General features: G+C 68.3%; 13 protein-coding genes. 11 read left to right on the top strand and 2 right to left on the bottom strand.

The window, feature by feature from the left end; genetic code table 11:
• Positions 1 to 35: 35 nt before the first annotated feature.
• Genes ABD768_RS27235 through ABD768_RS27275 form a run of 9 tightly spaced genes read left to right on the top strand, consistent with a single transcriptional unit; the run spans position 36 to position 11,370 of the window.
• Entirely contained in the window at positions 36 to 824 is a 789-nt protein-coding gene (locus tag ABD768_RS27235) for a TIGR03084 family metal-binding protein (protein WP_343966644.1), read from the top strand.
• Complete coding sequence (locus ABD768_RS27240) at positions 821 to 2,542, top strand: acyclic terpene utilization AtuA family protein (RefSeq protein ID WP_344845270.1); 1,722 nt, start codon at positions 821 to 823, stop codon at positions 2,540 to 2,542. Before ABD768_RS27235 ends, ABD768_RS27240 begins: the two co-directional genes overlap by 4 nt.
• Positions 2,539 to 3,660, top strand: coding sequence for an acyl-CoA dehydrogenase family protein (locus tag ABD768_RS27245; RefSeq protein ID WP_344845272.1), 1,122 nt, complete (start codon positions 2,539 to 2,541; stop codon positions 3,658 to 3,660). The genes ABD768_RS27240 and ABD768_RS27245 overlap by 4 nt, the downstream gene beginning before the upstream one ends.
• A complete protein-coding gene (locus ABD768_RS27250; protein WP_344845275.1) occupies positions 3,657 to 5,231 on the top strand; it encodes an acyl-CoA carboxylase subunit beta in 1,575 nt (524 codons plus the stop codon). The genes ABD768_RS27245 and ABD768_RS27250 overlap by 4 nt, the downstream gene beginning before the upstream one ends.
• Positions 5,232 to 5,236: 5 nt before the next feature.
• The gene (locus ABD768_RS27255; RefSeq protein WP_344845277.1) at positions 5,237 to 7,180 is read left to right on the top strand and encodes an ATP-binding protein; all 1,944 of its coding nucleotides are present in this window, start codon (positions 5,237 to 5,239) and stop codon (positions 7,178 to 7,180) included.
• Positions 7,177 to 8,334, top strand: a complete 1,158-nt coding sequence (locus ABD768_RS27260) for an acyl-CoA dehydrogenase family protein (RefSeq protein WP_343966634.1) — start codon at positions 7,177 to 7,179, stop codon at positions 8,332 to 8,334. The genes ABD768_RS27255 and ABD768_RS27260 overlap by 4 nt, the downstream gene beginning before the upstream one ends.
• 54 nt (positions 8,335 to 8,388) lie before the next feature.
• The gene (locus ABD768_RS27265) at positions 8,389 to 9,945 is read left to right on the top strand and encodes an AMP-binding protein (RefSeq protein ID WP_344845280.1); all 1,557 of its coding nucleotides are present in this window, start codon (positions 8,389 to 8,391) and stop codon (positions 9,943 to 9,945) included.
• Positions 9,938 to 10,765 carry an SDR family oxidoreductase gene (locus tag ABD768_RS27270; protein ID WP_344845282.1) on the top strand — a complete coding sequence of 276 codons (828 nt, stop codon included), beginning with the start codon at positions 9,938 to 9,940 and terminating at the stop codon, positions 10,763 to 10,765. The genes ABD768_RS27265 and ABD768_RS27270 overlap by 8 nt, the downstream gene beginning before the upstream one ends.
• Positions 10,762 to 11,370, top strand: coding sequence for a TetR family transcriptional regulator (locus tag ABD768_RS27275; RefSeq protein WP_344845285.1), 609 nt, complete (start codon positions 10,762 to 10,764; stop codon positions 11,368 to 11,370). The genes ABD768_RS27270 and ABD768_RS27275 overlap by 4 nt, the downstream gene beginning before the upstream one ends.
• Here the strand turns inward: ABD768_RS27275 and ABD768_RS27280 are convergent.
• Positions 11,353 to 13,635, bottom strand: a complete 2,283-nt coding sequence (locus ABD768_RS27280) for an NACHT domain-containing protein (protein WP_343967675.1) — start codon at positions 13,633 to 13,635, stop codon at positions 11,353 to 11,355. The genes ABD768_RS27275 and ABD768_RS27280 overlap by 18 nt on opposite strands.
• A gap of 176 nt (positions 13,636 to 13,811) precedes the next feature.
• Here ABD768_RS27280 and ABD768_RS27285 point away from each other — a divergent pair, with 176 nt between their 5' ends.
• Positions 13,812 to 15,260, top strand: a complete 1,449-nt coding sequence (locus tag ABD768_RS27285) for an MDR family MFS transporter (protein WP_344845288.1) — start codon at positions 13,812 to 13,814, stop codon at positions 15,258 to 15,260.
• On the opposite strand, the gene ABD768_RS27290 is transcribed toward ABD768_RS27285, so the two are convergent.
• Positions 15,257 to 16,132, bottom strand: coding sequence for a proline dehydrogenase family protein (locus tag ABD768_RS27290; RefSeq protein ID WP_344845291.1), 876 nt, complete (start codon positions 16,130 to 16,132; stop codon positions 15,257 to 15,259). The two genes, ABD768_RS27285 and ABD768_RS27290, sit on opposite strands and share 4 nt — an antisense overlap.
• A 42-nt stretch (positions 16,133 to 16,174) precedes the next feature.
• On the opposite strand from ABD768_RS27290, the gene ABD768_RS27295 reads away from it, so the two are divergent.
• The coding region (locus ABD768_RS27295) for an NUDIX hydrolase (protein WP_344845293.1) at positions 16,175 to 16,964 on the top strand (790 nt) is incomplete at its 3' end.

Consider the following 16,964-nt stretch of genomic DNA (forward strand, 5'->3'; position numbering starts at 1 on the left):
CTCGGGGAACACCGGGTCTAGGGCAGGAGTCGCGCGTGCAGCTGGATGATGTGCTGGCCGATCTGAGTGCCGAGAGTGTCGAGCTGGATCTGCTCGTCGGTGGGCTCGCTACCGATGGATGGCGTACGCCGACGCCCGCCGAGGGGTGGACGATCGCGCATCAGATCGCTCATCTGGCCTGGACGGATGAGGCTGCCCGGCTGGCGGCGGCCGAGCCGGAGGCGTTCCAGGTCGAGCTGCAGAAGGCTGTGGAAAACCCGGCCGGGTTTGTGGACGACGGTGCTGCCGAAGGGGCCGCGCTGCCGGCCGGAGAGTTGCTGACCTACTGGCGGCAGACGCGTGGCGAGGTGCAGGACGCGCTGAAGGCGGTGCCGGCCGGGCAGAAGGTGGCGTGGTTCGGTCCACCGATGAGTCCGACCTCGATGGCGACGGCCCGGTTGATGGAGACGTGGGCGCATGGGCAGGACGTCGCCGATGCGCTGGGGGTGACGCGGCGGCCGTCCGGGCGGCTCCGGCACGTGGCGCACCTCGCAGTACGGACGAGGGACTTCGCCTATCTGCTGAACAGCCGGCAGCCACCGGCCGAGGCGTTCCACGTGGAACTTTCCGGGCCTGACGGCGAGGCGTGGACCTGGGGGCCCGAGGACGCCGAGCAGCAGGTGACGGGCAAGGCGCTGGACTTCTGTTTGCTGGCGACGCAGCGACGGCATCGTGACGACCTCGACGTACAGGCGGTGGGAGCCGAGGCGGACGAGTGGCTGGGGATCATCCAGGCGTTCGCCGGGATGCCGGGCAAGGGGCGGGAGCGAGGACAGTTCGGATGACTGAGCCGATTCGGATCGGGAACTCGTCCGGGTTCTACGGCGACCGCTTCAAGGCGTTCAAGGAGATGCTGACCGGCGGACCGCTGGACGTGCTGACCGGCGACTACCTGGCCGAGCTGACGATGCTGATCCTCGGCCGCGACCGGTCGAAGGATCCCTCGATGGGGTACGCGAAGACGTTCCCGGCGCAGCTCGAGGGCGCCCTCGGTGAGGTGCTCGACCGCGGCGTCAAGGTGGTCAGCAACGCCGGCGGCCTGAATCCCGCGGGGCTCGCCGAGAAGATCCACGAGATCGCGGACAAGCTCGGACTGCACCCGAAGATCGCGTACGTCGAGGGCGACGACCTCATCTCGCGCGCGGAGGAGCTCGGCTTCGGCGACCCGCTCACCGCCAACGCGTACCTCGGCGCCTGGGGCATCGCCGAAGCGCTCAAGGCCGGCGCCGACATCGTCGTCACCGGCCGCGTCACCGACGCCTCGGTCATCGTCGGACCGGCCGCCGCACATCACGGCTGGCGGCGCGACCAGTACGACGAACTGGCCGGCGCCGTCGTCGCCGGACATGTGATCGAGTGCGGCTGTCAGGCGACCGGCGGCAACTACTCGTTCTTCCAGGAGATCCGCGACCTCGGCCGGCCCGGTTTCCCGATCGCGGAGATCCACGCCGATGGCAGCAGCGTGATCACCAAGCACGACGGCACCGGCGGCGCGGTAACGATCGACACCGTCAAGGCGCAACTGCTCTACGAGATCACCGGCGCCCGGTACGCCGGTCCGGACGTGACCGCGCGGATGGACTCGATCGAGCTGTCCGAGGACGGCCCGGACCGGATCCGGATCACCGGCGTCGAGGGCGAGCCGCCGCCCCCGACGTACAAGGTGTCGTTGAACAGCCACGGTGGCTTCCGCAACGAGGTGACCTTCGTGCTCACCGGGCTGGAGCTGGAGGCGAAGGCGGAGCTGATCCAGCGGCAGCTCGAAAGGGACCTGGTCAAGCGGCCGGCCGAGATGAAGTGGTCCGTGCTGTGGAGCGAGCAGCCGAACGCGGGGACCGAGGAGCAGGCAAGCGTCCTGCTCAAGTGCACGATCAAGGACCCCGATCCGCTGGTCGCCGGACGCGTGTTCACCAGCGCCGCAGTCGAGCTGGCACTGTCGAGCTACCCGGGCTTCCACGTGACAGCTCCACCAGGCGAGGCATCGGCGTACGGGCTGTTCACCGCCGGGTACGTCGATCCGCATCAGCTGGAGCATGTCGTGGTGCTGCCCGACGGCCGGCGCCAGACCATCGCGCCATCCGAGGACACCCAGGTGCTGACGGAGGCGGAAGGTGGCGCACTGCCGATGCCGTTGCCGCAGCTCGTCGCGGCTGGGCGGCCGGCAAGGTCGCTCACGCGCGAGGTGCCGTTGGGCCGCATCGCCGGGGCGCGGAGTGGCGACAAGGGCGGCGACGCGAACGTCGGGGTGTGGGTGCGGAACGAGACGGCCTGGCGGTGGTTCGCGCACACATTGACGGTCGAGAAGTTCAAGGAGCTGCTGCCCGAGACGCAGGAGCTGACGGTGACCAGGCACGTCTTCCCCAATCTCTGGGCACTGAACTTCGTCGTCGAAGGGCTGCTCGGTGACGGGGTCGCGTCGCAGGCGCGGTTCGATCCGCAGGCCAAGGCGGTCGGCGAATGGCTGCGGTCGCGGTACATCGACGTACCGGAGGTCCTGCTGTGAGTGACTTCAGGGACAGCGTCCGGCGCTTCATGAGCGCGGAGGTGTTGCCCAATCTGGAGCAGTGGGAGCGGGACGGCGAGTTGCCGCGGGAGCTGCACAAGCAGGCCGGCCAGCTCGGGCTGCTCGGCGTCGGGTTCCCGGAGGCTGTGGGTGGTGGCGGCGGATCGCTGAGCGATGCGATCGCGGTGGTCGAGGAGATGCACTACGCGGGCGGCTCCGGCGGGCTGGTCGCCTCGCTGCTGACCTGTGGGATCGCGCTTCCACATATTGTTGCCACCAGCAACGAGAAGCAGATCGCGCGCTGGGTTCGGCCGACGCTCGAGGGTGAGTTGATCGGCGCGTTGGCGATCACCGAGCCCGACGGCGGCTCGGATGTCGCTGGGTTGCGGACGACGGCCCGACGCGACGGCGATCACTTCGTCGTCAACGGGGCCAAGACGTACATCACCTCCGGTAGCCGTGCCGACTTCGTGACGACGGCGGTACGGACCGGCGAGCCGGGTGCGCACGGCATCAGCCTGCTGGTGATCGAGCGCGGTACGCCGGGGTTCGTGGTGTCGCGGAAGCTGTCGAAGATGGGGTGGCTCTGCTCGGATACGGCTGAGCTGTCCTTCACCGATGTCCGGGTGCCGGTGGCCAACCTGGTCGGCGAGGCGGGGACCGGATTCGTGCAGTTGGCGGTGAACTTCGTCGCCGAGCGGCTGACACTTGCCGTGCAGGCCTATGCCGGGGCGCAGCGGGCGCTGGATCTCAGCGTCGAGTGGTGCAGGGCCCGGGAGACGTTCGGCCGGCCGCTGATTTCGCGGCAGAGCGTGCAGCACACCTTGACGGAGATGGCCCGGCGGATCGATGTCGCCCGGACCTACGTGCACTCGGTCGCCGAGCGGGCCGAGCGCGGCGAGGACGTGATCGCCGAGACGTGCTTCGCCAAGAACACCGCGGTCGAGGCCGGTCAGTGGGTCTGCGATCAAGCGCTGCAGTTGCACGGCGGGTTCGGGTACATGCGCGAGGCCGAGGTCGAGCGGCAGTACCGGGACCAGAAGATTCTCGCCATCGGCGGCGGTACGACCGAGATCCTGACCGGGCTGGCAGCCAAGAGACTGGGGTTCACCGCATGACTGTCACCGACAATCGCTCCGCCATGCTCGACAAGCTTGCCGAGCTGGAGGCTGAGCACGCCAAGGCGCTGGCCGGTGGCGGGCCGAAGTACGTGGAGCGGCATCACAAGCGGGGCAAGTTGCTCGCGCGGGAGCGGATCGAGTTGCTGCTCGATCCGGACACCGCGTTTCTGGAGCTGTCGCCGCTCGCCGGGTGGGGCAGCGACTTCACGGTCGGCGCGAGCCTGATCACCGGGATCGGTGTGGTTTGCGGAGTCGAGTGTCTGATCACCGCGAACGACCCGACGGTAAAGGGCGGGGCGAGCAATCCGTGGACGCTGCGGAAGGCGTTGCGGTCGGACGAGATCGCCCGGGCGAACCGGTTGCCGGTGATCAGCCTGGTCGAGTCGGGCGGCGCGGATCTGCCGACGCAGAAGGAGATCTTCATCCCGGGCGGGGCGATGTTCCGCAATCTGACCCGGTTGTCGGCTGAGGGGATCCCGACGATCGCGCTGGTGTTCGGCAACTCGACCGCTGGTGGGGCGTACATCCCGGGCATGAGCGACTACGTGGTGATGGTCGACGGCGGGGCGAAGGTGTTCCTGGCCGGGCCGCCGCTGGTGAAGATGGCGACCGGTGAGGACGCGGACGACGAGTCGCTCGGTGGCGCGGCGATGCACGCGCGGACGTCCGGGCTGGCGGACTACTTCGCGGTGGACGAGCCGGACGCGATCCGGCTCGGGCGGCAGATCGTGTCCCGGCTGAACTGGAAGAAGCTCGGGCCGGCGCCGGCCTCCTCGTACGAGGAGCCGTTGTACGACGAGGACGAGCTGCTCGGGATCGTACCGGGGGATCTGAAGATTCCGTTCGACCCGCGAGACGTGATCGCTCGGGTGGTGGACGGCTCGGTGTTCGACGAGTTCAAGCCGCTGTACGGGTCGTCGCTGGCGACTGGATGGGCGTCGGTGCACGGGTATCCGGTGGGGATCCTGGCAAATGCGCGCGGAGTGCTGTTCCGGGAGGAGTCACAGAAGGCTGCGCAGTTCATCCAGTTGGCCAATCGAGCCAATACGCCGTTGATCTTCTTGCACAACACGACCGGGTACATGGTCGGGCAGGAGTACGAGCAGGGCGGGATCATCAAGCACGGCGCGCAGATGATCAACTCTGTCTCCAACTCGAAGGTGCCGCACATCTCGATCCTGATGGGGGCTTCGTACGGCGCCGGGCATTACGGGATGTGTGGGCGGGCTTTTGATCCACGGTTCCTGTTTGCGTGGCCGTCGGCGAAGTCGGCGGTGATGGGGCCGCAGCAGCTCGCAGGGGTGCTGTCGATCGTGGCGCGGGCGGCCGCGGCGGCGAAGGGGCAGCCGTACGACGAGGACGGTGATGCCGCGATGCGGGCTTATGTGGAAGGGCAGATCGAGGCGGAGTCGCTGCCGATGTTCCTGTCCGGGCGGCTCTACGACGACGGTGTGATCGATCCGCGGGACACCCGGACGGTGCTTGGGCTTTGTTTGTCCGCGATCCATTCCGGCCCTGTTGAGGGCACCCGCTTCGATGGCGCCAACTTCGGCGTCTTCCGGATGTGATGGCGATGATGACCTCTGTACTGGTGGCCAATCGGGGCGAGATCGCGCGGCGGGTGTTCCGGACCGCTCGTTCCTTGGGGATGGAGTGCGTGGCGGTGCATTCCTCCGCGGATGCTGCCGCTCCGTATGTCGGTGAGGCGGATGCTGCGGTGCATCTGCCCGGTACGGCGCCTGGCGACACGTACTTGCGGGGCGAGTTGGTGATCGAGGCGGCGCTGAAGGCGGGCGCTGATGCGGTGCATCCGGGGTATGGATTCTTGTCGGAGAACGCTGGGTTCGCGGCGGCGGTGATCGATGCGGGGCTGACCTGGATCGGGCCGCCGGTCGAGGCGATCTCGTCGATGGGGTCGAAGATCGAGGCGAAGAAGCTGATGGCGGCGGCCGGGGTGCCCGTGCTGGCCGAGCTGACGCCGGCATCGGTGGGTGCTTCCGACCTGCCCGTGCTGGTGAAGGCGTCGGCGGGTGGTGGTGGGCGCGGGATGCGGGTGGTGCGGCGGCTGGAGGATCTGGCGGCTGAGATCGATGCGGCGTCGGCTGAGGCGTTGTCGGCGTTTGGGGATGGGACCGTTTTCTGCGAGCGGTATCTGGCTCGCGGGCGGCATATCGAAGTACAGGTGCTGGCTGATCAGCATGGGACGGTGTGGGCTGTCGGCGAGCGGGAGTGCTCGATCCAGCGGCGTCATCAGAAGGTCGTCGAGGAGGCGCCTTCGCCTTTGGTGGAACGTACTTCGGGGATGCGGGCGCGGCTCTTCGATGCTGCGCGTAAAGCTGCCGAGGCGATTGGGTATGTCGGGGCCGGGACAGTTGAGTTCCTCGCCGACGAGGACGGTGGCTTCTACTTCCTCGAGATGAACACCCGCCTCCAGGTCGAACACCCGGTGACGGAGTCGACGACTGGACTCGATCTGGTCGCGCTGCAGTTTGCTGTTGCTGCCGGCGAGGCGCTGCCGGCTGAACCACCTGCTGCGGTTGGGCATTCGATCGAGGTCCGCTTGTATGCGGAGGATCCGGCTGCTGATTGGCAACCTCAGACCGGAACCCTCCACCGCTTCTCACTGCCTGGTTCTTCCTTTGAGCCCGGTGGTTCCCGGGAGGGTTCGCCTTGGGTTCGGGTTGACTCGGGGGTTGTGAGCGGGTCGGTGGTTTCACCGTTTTACGACGCGATGCTCGCCAAGGTGATCGTTTGGGGGGCGACGCGCGAGCAAGCCGCTGCACGGCTCGCGGCGGCGTTGCGGCGGGCCGCGATCCACGGGGTACAGACGAACCGGGATCTGTTGGTGTGGATCCTCAGGCATCCCGCGTTTCTTGCTGGGGATACCGATACGGCGTTCTTCGAGACGCATGGGATTGGGGAGCCGGCGGATGAGGCCGGTGAGCGGGTTGCGGCGGTTGTGGCGGCGTTGGCGGATGCGGCTGGGCGTCGGGCCACGGCGACTGTGCAGCGAGGGTTGCCTGGTGGGTGGCGGAATTTGGCTTCGCAGGGGCAGCGGAAGAGTTACCTGGTTGGGGATCGGCAGTACGACGTGGATTACCGGGCGACTCGAGCAGGCGTAGCGGTCGATGGGGTGGAGGTCGTCGAGGCGACGGCTGAGCGGGTGGTGCTGGAGGTCGGCGGGGTGCGGCGGGCGTACGAGGTTGCTGCTTATCCGGGGTTGGTGTGCGTCGGGGCCGTGGCGTTGGTGCCTGTTGAGCGATTTGTGGATCCGGCGGAGCAGTTGGTGGCTGGGTCGTTGGTGGCGCCTATGCCGGGGACCGTGGTGCGGGTGGGAGTTGAGGTGGGCGACAAGGTGACAGCGGGGCAAGGGCTCGTCTGGCTGGAGGCGATGAAGATGGAGCACACCATCTCCGCGCCGGCCGATGGGGTCCTCGTGGAGCTGAGCGTCGCAGCGGGGCAGCAGGTTGAGGTGGGGGCCGTCCTGGCCGTCGTACAAGTTGAGGAGAGCGCATGAGCTTCGTCGAGTCCGAGGAACGTCGCGCGTTGCGGGCGGCGGTGAGCGAGCTGGGGAAGAAGTACGGCTACGCGTACTTCAACGAGCGAGCGCGGTCCGGCGGGCAGACGACGGAGCTGTGGCAGGAGGCCGGCAAGCTCGGCTATCTGGGCGTCAACCTGCCTGAGCAGTACGGCGGCGGTGGCGGCGGTATGGGCGACCTGTCGATCGTCCTGGAGGAGCTGGGCGCGGCCGGCTGTCCGTTGCTGATGATGGTCGTGTCACCGGCGATCTGCGGCACGGTGATCACCCGGTTCGGCACCGAGGGGCAGAAGGAGCAGTGGTTGCCGTCGCTGGCCGACGGGTCCACCACGATGGCCTTCGCGATCACCGAGCCCGACGCGGGGTCCAATTCGCATGAGATCACCACGACGGCACGGCGTACCGGCGACGGCTGGTCGTTGTCCGGGCGGAAGGTCTACATCTCCGGCCTCGATGTGGCGAAGGCCGTGCTCGTCGTCGGGCGCACCGAGGACGCGAAGACCGGCAAGCTCAAGCCCGCGCTCTTCATCGTGCCGACGGACGCTGCAGGCGTGGAGTTCCGGCAGATCGAGATGGACCTGATCAGCCCGGACAAGCAGTTCTCACTCTTCCTCGACGACGTCCAGCTCCCCGCCGAGGCACTCGTCGGGTCCGAGGACGCCGGCCTGATGCAGCTCTTCGCCGGGCTCAACCCGGAGCGGATCATGGCGTCGGCGTTCGCGATCGGGATCGGCCGGCACGCGCTCGGCAAGGCCGTCGCGTACGTCAAGGAGCGGCAGGTGTGGAAGACCGCGATCGGCGCCCACCAGGGCATCGCGCACCCGCTCGCGCAGAACAAGATCGAGCTCGAGCTCGCCCGGCTGATGATGCAGAAGGCCGCCGCCCTGTACGACGCCGGCGACGACCTCGGTGCGGGCGAGGCGGCCAACATGGCGAAGTACGCCGCCGGCGAAGCGACCGTCCGGGCCACCGACCAGGCGGTGCAGTCGCTCGGCGGCAACGGGATGACCGTCGAGTACGGGGTCGCCTCGCTCGTCGCGGCGGCGCGGGCCACCCGGATCGCGCCGGTCAGCCGCGAAATGATCCTCAACTTCGTCGCGCAACACAGTCTGGGCCTACCGAAGTCCTACTGATTCCGTCATCGTTCCTCCAACCCGTCGGCCAGCAGCGCAGAGAGGACCCCGCCCGTGGTCATTCAGAGTCAGTACCCGCCGATCGAGATCCTCGACGCGCCGATCCACGACGTGGTGCTCGGCCGGGCGCAGGAGTACGGCGACCGGATCGCCCTGGTCGACGGCGTCAGCGGACGCGAGGTCAGCTACGCCCAGCTGGACGGGATGAGCCGGCGGATCGCGGCCGGATTCGCCGAGCTGGGCATCGTGCACGGCGACACGATCGCGCTGCACAGCCCGAACACGATCATCTATCCGGCGGTGTTCTACGGCGCGACCCGGGCGGGCGCCACCGTGACGACCGTCAACGCGCTCTACACGGCCAGCGAGCTGCACAAGCAGTTGGTGGACTCGAAGGCGAAATTGCTGGTGACGATTTCGCTCTTCCTGCCGGTGGCGACCGCGGCAGTGGACGGTACCGACGTCCAGGAGATCCTCGTCTGCGACCAGGCCGAGGGATACCGCTCGGTGCAGGAGCTGCTGGCATCGACCGGGCCGGAGCCGGTGGTCGACATCGACCCGGCGAACGACGTCGCCGTACTTCCGTACTCCAGCGGTACGACGGGCGCCGCCAAGGGCGTGATGCTGACCCATCGCAACATCGGCACGAACCTGACCCAGGCCGAGGCGATGTTCGAGCTCGACGAGGGCGAGCGGATCATCGCGATCCTGCCGTTCTTCCACATCTACGGCCTGAGCGTGCTGATGAATCTGCCGCTGCGGCTCGGCGCGACTGTGGTGGTGCTGCCCAAGTTCGACCTGCAGCAGTTCCTGACCGTGCTCGACGAGCAGAAGATCACCCGGGCGTTCGTCGCGCCGCCGATCGTGCTGGCGCTGGCGAAGCACCCCGCCGTGGACGGAGTGGATCTGTCCGCGCTGAAGTACGTGACGTCCGCCGCGGCACCGCTCGACGGTGATCTGGCCGAGGCCTGCGCCAAGCGGCTCGGGTTGCACACGATCCTGCAGTGCTACGGGATGACCGAGCTGTCGCCGGGGACGCACGCGGTCCCACAGGACGACATCGACCCGCCGGCCGGCGCCGTGGGCAAGCTGTTCCCGTCCACCGAGATGCGGCTGGTCGGTGCCGACGGCAACGATGCCGACGAGGGCGAGATCTGGATCCGTGGGCCGCAGGTGATGAAGGGCTATCTCGGCCGGCCCGCCGAGACGGACGCCACGATCGACCCGGATGGCTGGCTGCACACCGGTGACATCGGGCGGGTGGACGAGCGCGGCTACCTGTACGTCGTCGACCGGCTCAAGGAGCTGATCAAGTACCACGGGTACCAGGTGCCGCCGGCCGAGTTGGAGGCTGTGCTCCTGACCGACACCCGGATCGCGGATGCGGCAGTGATCGGCGTACAGGCGGATGGCAACGAGGTGCCGAAGGCGTTCGTCGTCGCGATGCCTGGAGTGGAGCTGACCGAGGCGGACGTGATCGAGTACGTCGCGGAGCGGGTGGCACCGTACAAGAAGGTCCGGCAGGTGGAGTTCATCGACGCCGTCCCGAAGGCCGCTTCGGGCAAGATCCTGCGGCGCGAGCTGAGGGCACGGGAGGCCGCGCGTGAGTGAAACCCTGGCTGGTCGCACGCTGATCATGTCCGGTGGCAGTCGTGGGATCGGGCTGGCGATCGCGATGAAGGCCGCCCGCGACGGCGCGAACGTGGCGTTGCTGGCGAAGACCGCCGAGCCGCATCCGCAGTTGCCGGGCACGATCTACACGGCCGCCGCGGCGATCGAGGCGGCCGGCGGGCACGCGTTGCCGATCGTGGGCGACGTGCGCTCGGACGAGTCGGTGACCGAGGCTGTCCGGCGGACGGCGGAGGAGTTCGGCGGGATCGACATCGTGGTGAACAACGCGTCGGCGATCGACCTGACGCCGACGGCGGACATCGCGATGAAGCGGTACGACCTGATGCAGGACATCAATGCGCGAGGGACGTTCCTGCTGTCGAAGCTGTGCATCCCGTGGCTGCGCAAATCGGCGGCCGGGCACATCCTGACGTTGTCGCCGCCGCTGAACCTGGATCCGCGGTGGGCCGGGGAGCACCTGGCGTACACGATGGCGAAGTACGGGATGAGCCTGACGACGCTGGGACTCGCGGAGGAGCTTCGCGCCGACGGGATCTCGGTCAATTCGCTCTGGCCGCGGACGTTGATCGCGACGGCTGCTGTGCAGAACCTGCTGGGTGGCGAGGCCGCGACGTCGCGATCGCGGACACCGGAGATCGTGGCGGATGCGGCGTACGTCGTACTGACCGGGCGGCGGTCCGGTGAGTTCCTGATCGATGACGAGGTGCTGGCGTCAGTCGGGGTGACTGACTTCTCGCAGTACCGGACGGGCGCGACGGACGCGGAGCTGGCGCCGGATATCTTCCTGGACTCGCTGTGAGTGAGGTACTGCGGGAGCCGCAGCAGGATCGGAGCCGGGCGACCCGGCAGAAGCTCCTGGAGGCAGCGCTCGAGTCACTGTCACAGGTGGGCTATGCGGCGACCACTGTCGCGGTGGTGGCGGCTCGGGCCGGGGTATCACGTGGGGCGGCGCAGCATCACTTCCCTACCCGGGCAGACCTGTTTGCGGCGGCAGTGGAGTACATGACTGAGGTGCGGCTGGCCGAGATCCGCGAGCAGGCTGTCGGGCTACCTAGTGGCGAGGGACGGACCGAGGCGATCGTCGGGATGCTTGCGGACGTCTACACCGGGCCGCTGTTCAAGGCAGCGCTGCACTTGTGGGTAGCGGCCTCTACCGAGGAGCCGCTGCGGCAGCAGATCGTGCGGCTGGAGGCGCATGTCGGGCGGCAGGCGCACCGGGCGTTGTTGGAGGTATTGGACGTTGAGGAGCGCACGCCTGGAGTGCGGGAGACCATCCAGGGTGTGCTCGACCTGGCTCGCGGGCTGGGGCTTGCAGACCTGCTGACTGATGATGCGGCGCGACGGCGCGGCATTGTGCGGCAGTGGTCGCTGATCCTTGACCAGGTGTTAGCGGCTGCGCGCTAGGTTGCCTCGGTTTGCTCGGGCAGCTATTCGTTGGTCTACCTTCGCGGCCAGGGCGTCTGGGTCGCACTCGGCCAAGTGGTCGCGCACTAGTAGGTGGATGAAGGCGTACTCGCCTCGGCCGGTCTTGGCGAGTACGTAGCGCTCGGCGGCGTAGCGGAGGAAGGCGCCTCGGCGCCAGGGGAGGTAGCCGCTCCAGCGGAGCAGGAAGCCGTGCAGGCCGCGGGAGAGAGCGCCGGAGAAGAACGGGGCACGGCGGCGCCAGGCCTTGGAAGCGACCGTGCCGGCGATGATGCCCAGTACCGCTTCGGGGCCGGTGGTCCACCACAGGCTAGCGCCGAGAACAGCTGCGATGAGCACGCCTGCCAGGGCGCCACCGACGGTCCATTTGCCCATCCGCCAGCGGACTCCGGGACCGTCCTGGTGTTCCGACTTGCTGTGTGGGTAGACCAGGTGGTCCATCGGCAGTGTCTTCACGAACCGGATGCCTTGGGCAACTACCAGGCCGATCGCGCAGCCGGCGACGAAGTGGGCCTGGTCGTCGACGGTGGCGAAGACGATCAGGCTCGCCACGGTCACGGCTACCAGCCTGATGCTGAGCAGCACGCGGCGGCGGTTGTTGCCGGACAGGATGTATTCGAGGCCGTAGGACGCCCAGACGATCACGCCTTGGAACGCCAGGCCGAGCCAAGGTGGCAAGCGCTCGGCGATGGCCGTGACGAGCAGGACCGAGACCAAGCCGGCGACCATGCCGATGCAGATCATGACAGCCAGCAGGAGATGGCGTGGTTGGTCGCGGCCTTGCTGGAGGATCCACCAGGTTTGCGGTCGAACATGGACCAGGACCAGCGCGACAGCGCAGACGGCTAGGCCGGCCGATACGCCGTACAGGGCAGTGGCTCCTACTGCGGCTCCGGCAGCCAGACCGGCGAAGAGGCCCGGTAGGCAGATCATGTGGGCCAGGTAGCCGACGGCGGGCAGCACCAGGCCGTACCAGCCGCTGGGCGTCAACCGGCGTGGCACCTCGATCCGGTCGCCGGCCTGGGTTCGAGTCCACCAGGCGAGGCACCAGAGCGAGCGGACGGCAGCGCGGGACTCGAAGTGCGGGCTGCTCGGTCTGTAGCGGGCGAGTACCTCCGAGATGAAGGTGTCGAACAGTTCTCGGCGGTGGTCGGCCAGTACGCCGGCGGCGATGTCGCGGGCGTCCCTGCCCTGGTAGGCGAGGGCCATGACGTTCAGCATCAGCGGGGAGTTGACCAGGTCCCAGAGGTCGTCGTCGCGCTCCATCGCGGCCAGCGCGCCGGACAGCTCGTCGCCACCGGAGGCGAAGTAGTCGAGCACCTGCTCGCGGCTGAGCGGGCGGATGCGGACAGCGCCGTACAGCTTGAGCTTGTGGTGGAGCGCCTCGTACTCCTGGATGCGACACGTGACGGCGACCTGGCCGATCAGGTAGCGCCGGCCCAGCTCGGCCAGTACTGGGGCGAGCTTCTCCTGGTGGGCCAGGGCTACTTCGTCCAGGCCGTCCAGGAGTAGAGCAAGGCGTCCCCTGGTGAGCCAGACCCGGCCTACTGCGGCAGGGATCTGGTACCGGGTGTTGAGCTCGGCGAGGAGCCAGCGGACGAAACCTGCCAGGAGCGGACTGTCACCGGGGTCATCCTCTGGTGCCTTGGCGGTGCTTGCGGTCCAGCTGGCGAGGTCCACCAGGACAGGGATCGGGGTGTTCGGGTTGGTACGGGCTTCGGCGGCGAGGGTGCGGGCCAGCTCCAGGAGGAGGGTGGTCTTGCCGGCGCCGGGGGCTCCGAGGATGAGCATGGAGTCCTGGAGGTCGTCGAAGGCCGCGGCGATGTCGGCGTCCTCGCGGACCTCGGTGACGTCGCCGTTGAGGGGCTGGACGAGCAGGTCGTACGGGCGGATCACCGCCTCGGGGCTGACATCGAGCGCCAAGGCCAGGCGGGCCCGCGAGGCGAGCGAGCCGGCGAAGCGGTCGGCCAGGTAGCGGTCGACGCGGGCGAGCGCGTTCGGGCGGTTGCGTGGCTGGTCGGCGCTTCGCGCGGAGTGACCGACGGTGCGCCGGCTCCGGTACTGCGCCAGCCCGGTGCCGATCGCGACGAGCCAGAGCACCCCGATCGCGGGCCAGGTCCAGCCGACGTACGGCTCGAGGAACTCAGGGGCGGTCCCACCGGTGCCGACGTTGATCGCGATCGGCAGCAACACCAGCGTCAGCGAGATCGTCACCACCAGCACGACGACCCTGACCAGCCCGTGCATCCTCACCCACGGAGAGTACCCACGCGCCGGCCCCACCGCCTCCGGTGCCGGAGCGTCCACCTGCTGGCTATTGCCGCCCCCACTCCGCCTTCCTTCCCTCCCCGCCGCAGGCGGGTCCAGTGGGTGAGCCGTGGGTACAGGAATCGATATCCGATCACGTAAGTTGTGTAGCTGTTATGACTACTGAACGGATCGACCGGGCGAGTGTGGGACTGCGGTCGGAGCGGGGACCGATTCTGCTCGCGGTGATGCTGAGCGTCGGGCTGGTGGCGATCGACGCGACCATCCTGGCGACGGCGGTCCCGTCGGTGGTCGAGGATCTCGGCGGCTTCACGCAGTTTCCTTGGTTGTTCTCGATCTACTTGCTGGCCCAGGCGGTCTCGGTGCCGATCTACGGCAAGCTCGCGGATCAGCGCGGCCGCAAACCGCTGATGCTGTTCGGCATCCTGCTCTTCGTACTCGGGTCGGTGCTCTGTGGGTTCGCCTGGAGCATGCCGGCGCTGATCGCCTTCCGGCTGATCCAGGGACTCGGCGCCGGTGCGATCCAGCCGATCGCGATGACGATCGTCGGCGACATCTACTCGGTCGCCGAGCGCGCCAAGGTGCAGGGCTACATCGCGAGCGTCTGGGGCATCGCTTCGTTCGTCGGGCCGACGCTCGGTGGCGTCTTCTCCGACTACATCTCCTGGCGCTGGATCTTCTTCGTCAACGTTCCGCTCGGGCTCGTGGCCGGGGTGGTGTTCTACCGGCGCTTCCAGGAGAACATCGTCCAGACCACCCGGCACCAGATCGACTACGCCGGCACGATCCTGCTCGCGGTCGGCGGCTCGCTGCTGCTGCTCGGGCTGCTCGAAGGCGGCGTGATCTGGTCCTGGGACTCGGTCACCAGCATCGCGATCCTCGCCGTGGCCGTCGTGTTGCTCGTGGTCTTCGGCTTCGTCGAGCGCCGCGCGGCCGAGCCGATCCTGCCGTTGTGGGTGCTCAGCCAGCGGGTACTGAACTCCGCCAACTCGTCCGCGCTGCTGGTCGGCGTCCTGATGATCGGCCTGTCGACCTACGTGCCGCTGTATGCGCAAGGGGTGCTCGGGACGTCGGCGCTGGTGGCCGGCTTCGCGCTCGCGGCGATGACGCTGGGCTGGCCGATCGCGGCGTCGCTCGCAGGCCGGATCTACCTGCGGATCGGCTTCCGCTGGACGATGTTCATCGGCTCGGTCTTCGTCGTACTCGGCTCGGCGCTGCTGCTCACGGTCAGGCCGTCGAGCTCGGTCGCCTACCTCGCCTTCGCCTGCTTCGTGATCGGTATCGGCCTCGGCTTCTCCGCGTCGCCGGGCGTGGTCGCCGCGCAGTCGTCGGTCGTCTGGACCAGCCGCGGTGTGGTGACCGGCGCCAACATGTTCGCCCGCTCGGTCGGCAGCGCGGTCGGCGTCGCCATCTTCGGCGCGGTCGCCAACGCGATGGTCGCCAGCCGGCTCGGCGACAACCACGACGACTTGGAGAAGCTGCCGTCGTCGGTACTCGCTCCCGCGATTCACGACGTGTACTACGGAGCTGCCGCGGCCGCCGTACTGCTCGTTGTCGCGGTCCTCTTCATGCCCAACCGCGTCACCGAGATGCCGCGCGGCTAGGCGCCACGGGACTCTGCCACGCGGCGGAGCCAGTAGCGGAACCAGGCGGGGCCGTAGGGGATGTAGACGCGGGTGGGGATGTCTCTGGTGCGTAGGTCGTCCAGGACGTCGGGGCGGATGCCTAGTAGTTGCTCGACGGGGACTGCGCCTAGGGAGAGGAGCACTGCCTCGCGTAGGCGGCCGTCGTGGGTCGCCAGGGACCAGCGGGCTTCGCTGGCGGCCAACTGGTGGGCTAGGCGGAGGTACGCGATGTCTGTCTGCTCGCCGTAGGGGTAGGCGCCTGTGGGCTCGACGTATGCGCCTTTGACCAGGCGGACTTGTACTCCGGCGCTGGTCAGCGCGTCGATGTCGTCGGGGGATCGCTGGAGGTTGGCCTGGACGGTGGCGCCGATACGGTCCGCTAGACCGCGGCCGGCTACGTCCAGTACGCACTGGATGATCGCGTCGGTGCGGCCGGCGTCTTCGGCGCCTAGCTGGAGCAGACGGCCGGGTGGGAGGGCTTCGGCGATGGTGGCGACGTGGTCGGCGGCAGCGGTGGGGTCGACGTCCAGGGCTAGATGCGAGAGGTCCAGTGAGAGCCAGACGTCGGCGGGTGGTTCGGGGAGGAGCTTGGCCAGCTCCAGGTATTCGTCGACGACACGGGCTGCGTCTGCCGGGTCGGTGGACATCTCGCCGAACAGGTCGACGCTGATGCCGTGGCCCTTGGCGATCTGGGCGTCGGCTACTTGAAGTGCTTCATCGCGGGTCCGGCCGGCGACGTACCGGGAGGCAGCGCGCCAGGCGTTCTCCTCGCCACCCGGGATGCCCTTCACCAGTTGCTCTAGTCGTTCGTTGGTCGCCAGCTTGAACAGAATCGCCCGGTCCGCACGCATGCCGGCCAGTCTGCCAGCGCACCCGGGCTAGCGTGCTGGGTTATGCGGGATGTGGACTGTGTGGGGGCGTTGATCCGGGATGGGCGGGGTCGGGTGTACGTGCACCGGCGTACTGCGGAGCGGCGGTTGTTGCCGGGGATCTGGGACGTCGTGGGTGGGCATGTCGAGGACGGCGAGACGCCGGAGGAGGCGCTGGCCCGGGAGGTTGAGGAGGAGACCGGGTGGCGGGTGCGGGAGGTTGTGGCAGCTGTCACCGACTGGGAGTGGGAGTACGAGGGGCGGGTCCGGCGGGAGATCGACTACCTCGTCGAGGTTGATGGGGATCTGGCGCGGCCTCGGTTGGAGGAGGGGAAGCACGACGCCGGTGCGTGGGTGGGCCCGGAGGAGCTTGAGTTGTTGATGGTCAATCGGACCGATGGGGATCGGCGGCTGCGGGACATCGTCGCGTACGCCGTACGGACTGTATTGACGGAGCGGTTGATGCTGGTTCCGATCACTGGTCCGGGTGAGGTCCTCCCCGGACATGCGGCGGACCTGGAACGGCTGCACGCCGATCCGTGGGTGGCGGAGTGGTACGACGAGACGTGGTCCGCCGAGGAGTCGGTACGCCGGGCCGCCGGGTTCCAGTCACGCTGGGAGACCAACGGCGTCAGCAAGTGGATGGCCTACAACCGCTCGACCGGCACCCTCGTCGGCCGCGGCGGCATGGAACGAATGGACCAAGACGCAGAAGTCACCACCAAGATCGCAACCCTCCTCGACGAAGGCCCGCTCCGCGGGCAGCTCGCCGAGGGCGGGCTCGACGGAGGCGGGCTCGGTGGGGGTGGGCTCG

The sequence above is a fragment of the Kribbella ginsengisoli genome (assembly GCF_039537185.1).
Taxonomy (GTDB): Bacteria; Actinomycetota; Actinomycetes; order Propionibacteriales; family Kribbellaceae; genus Kribbella; species Kribbella koreensis.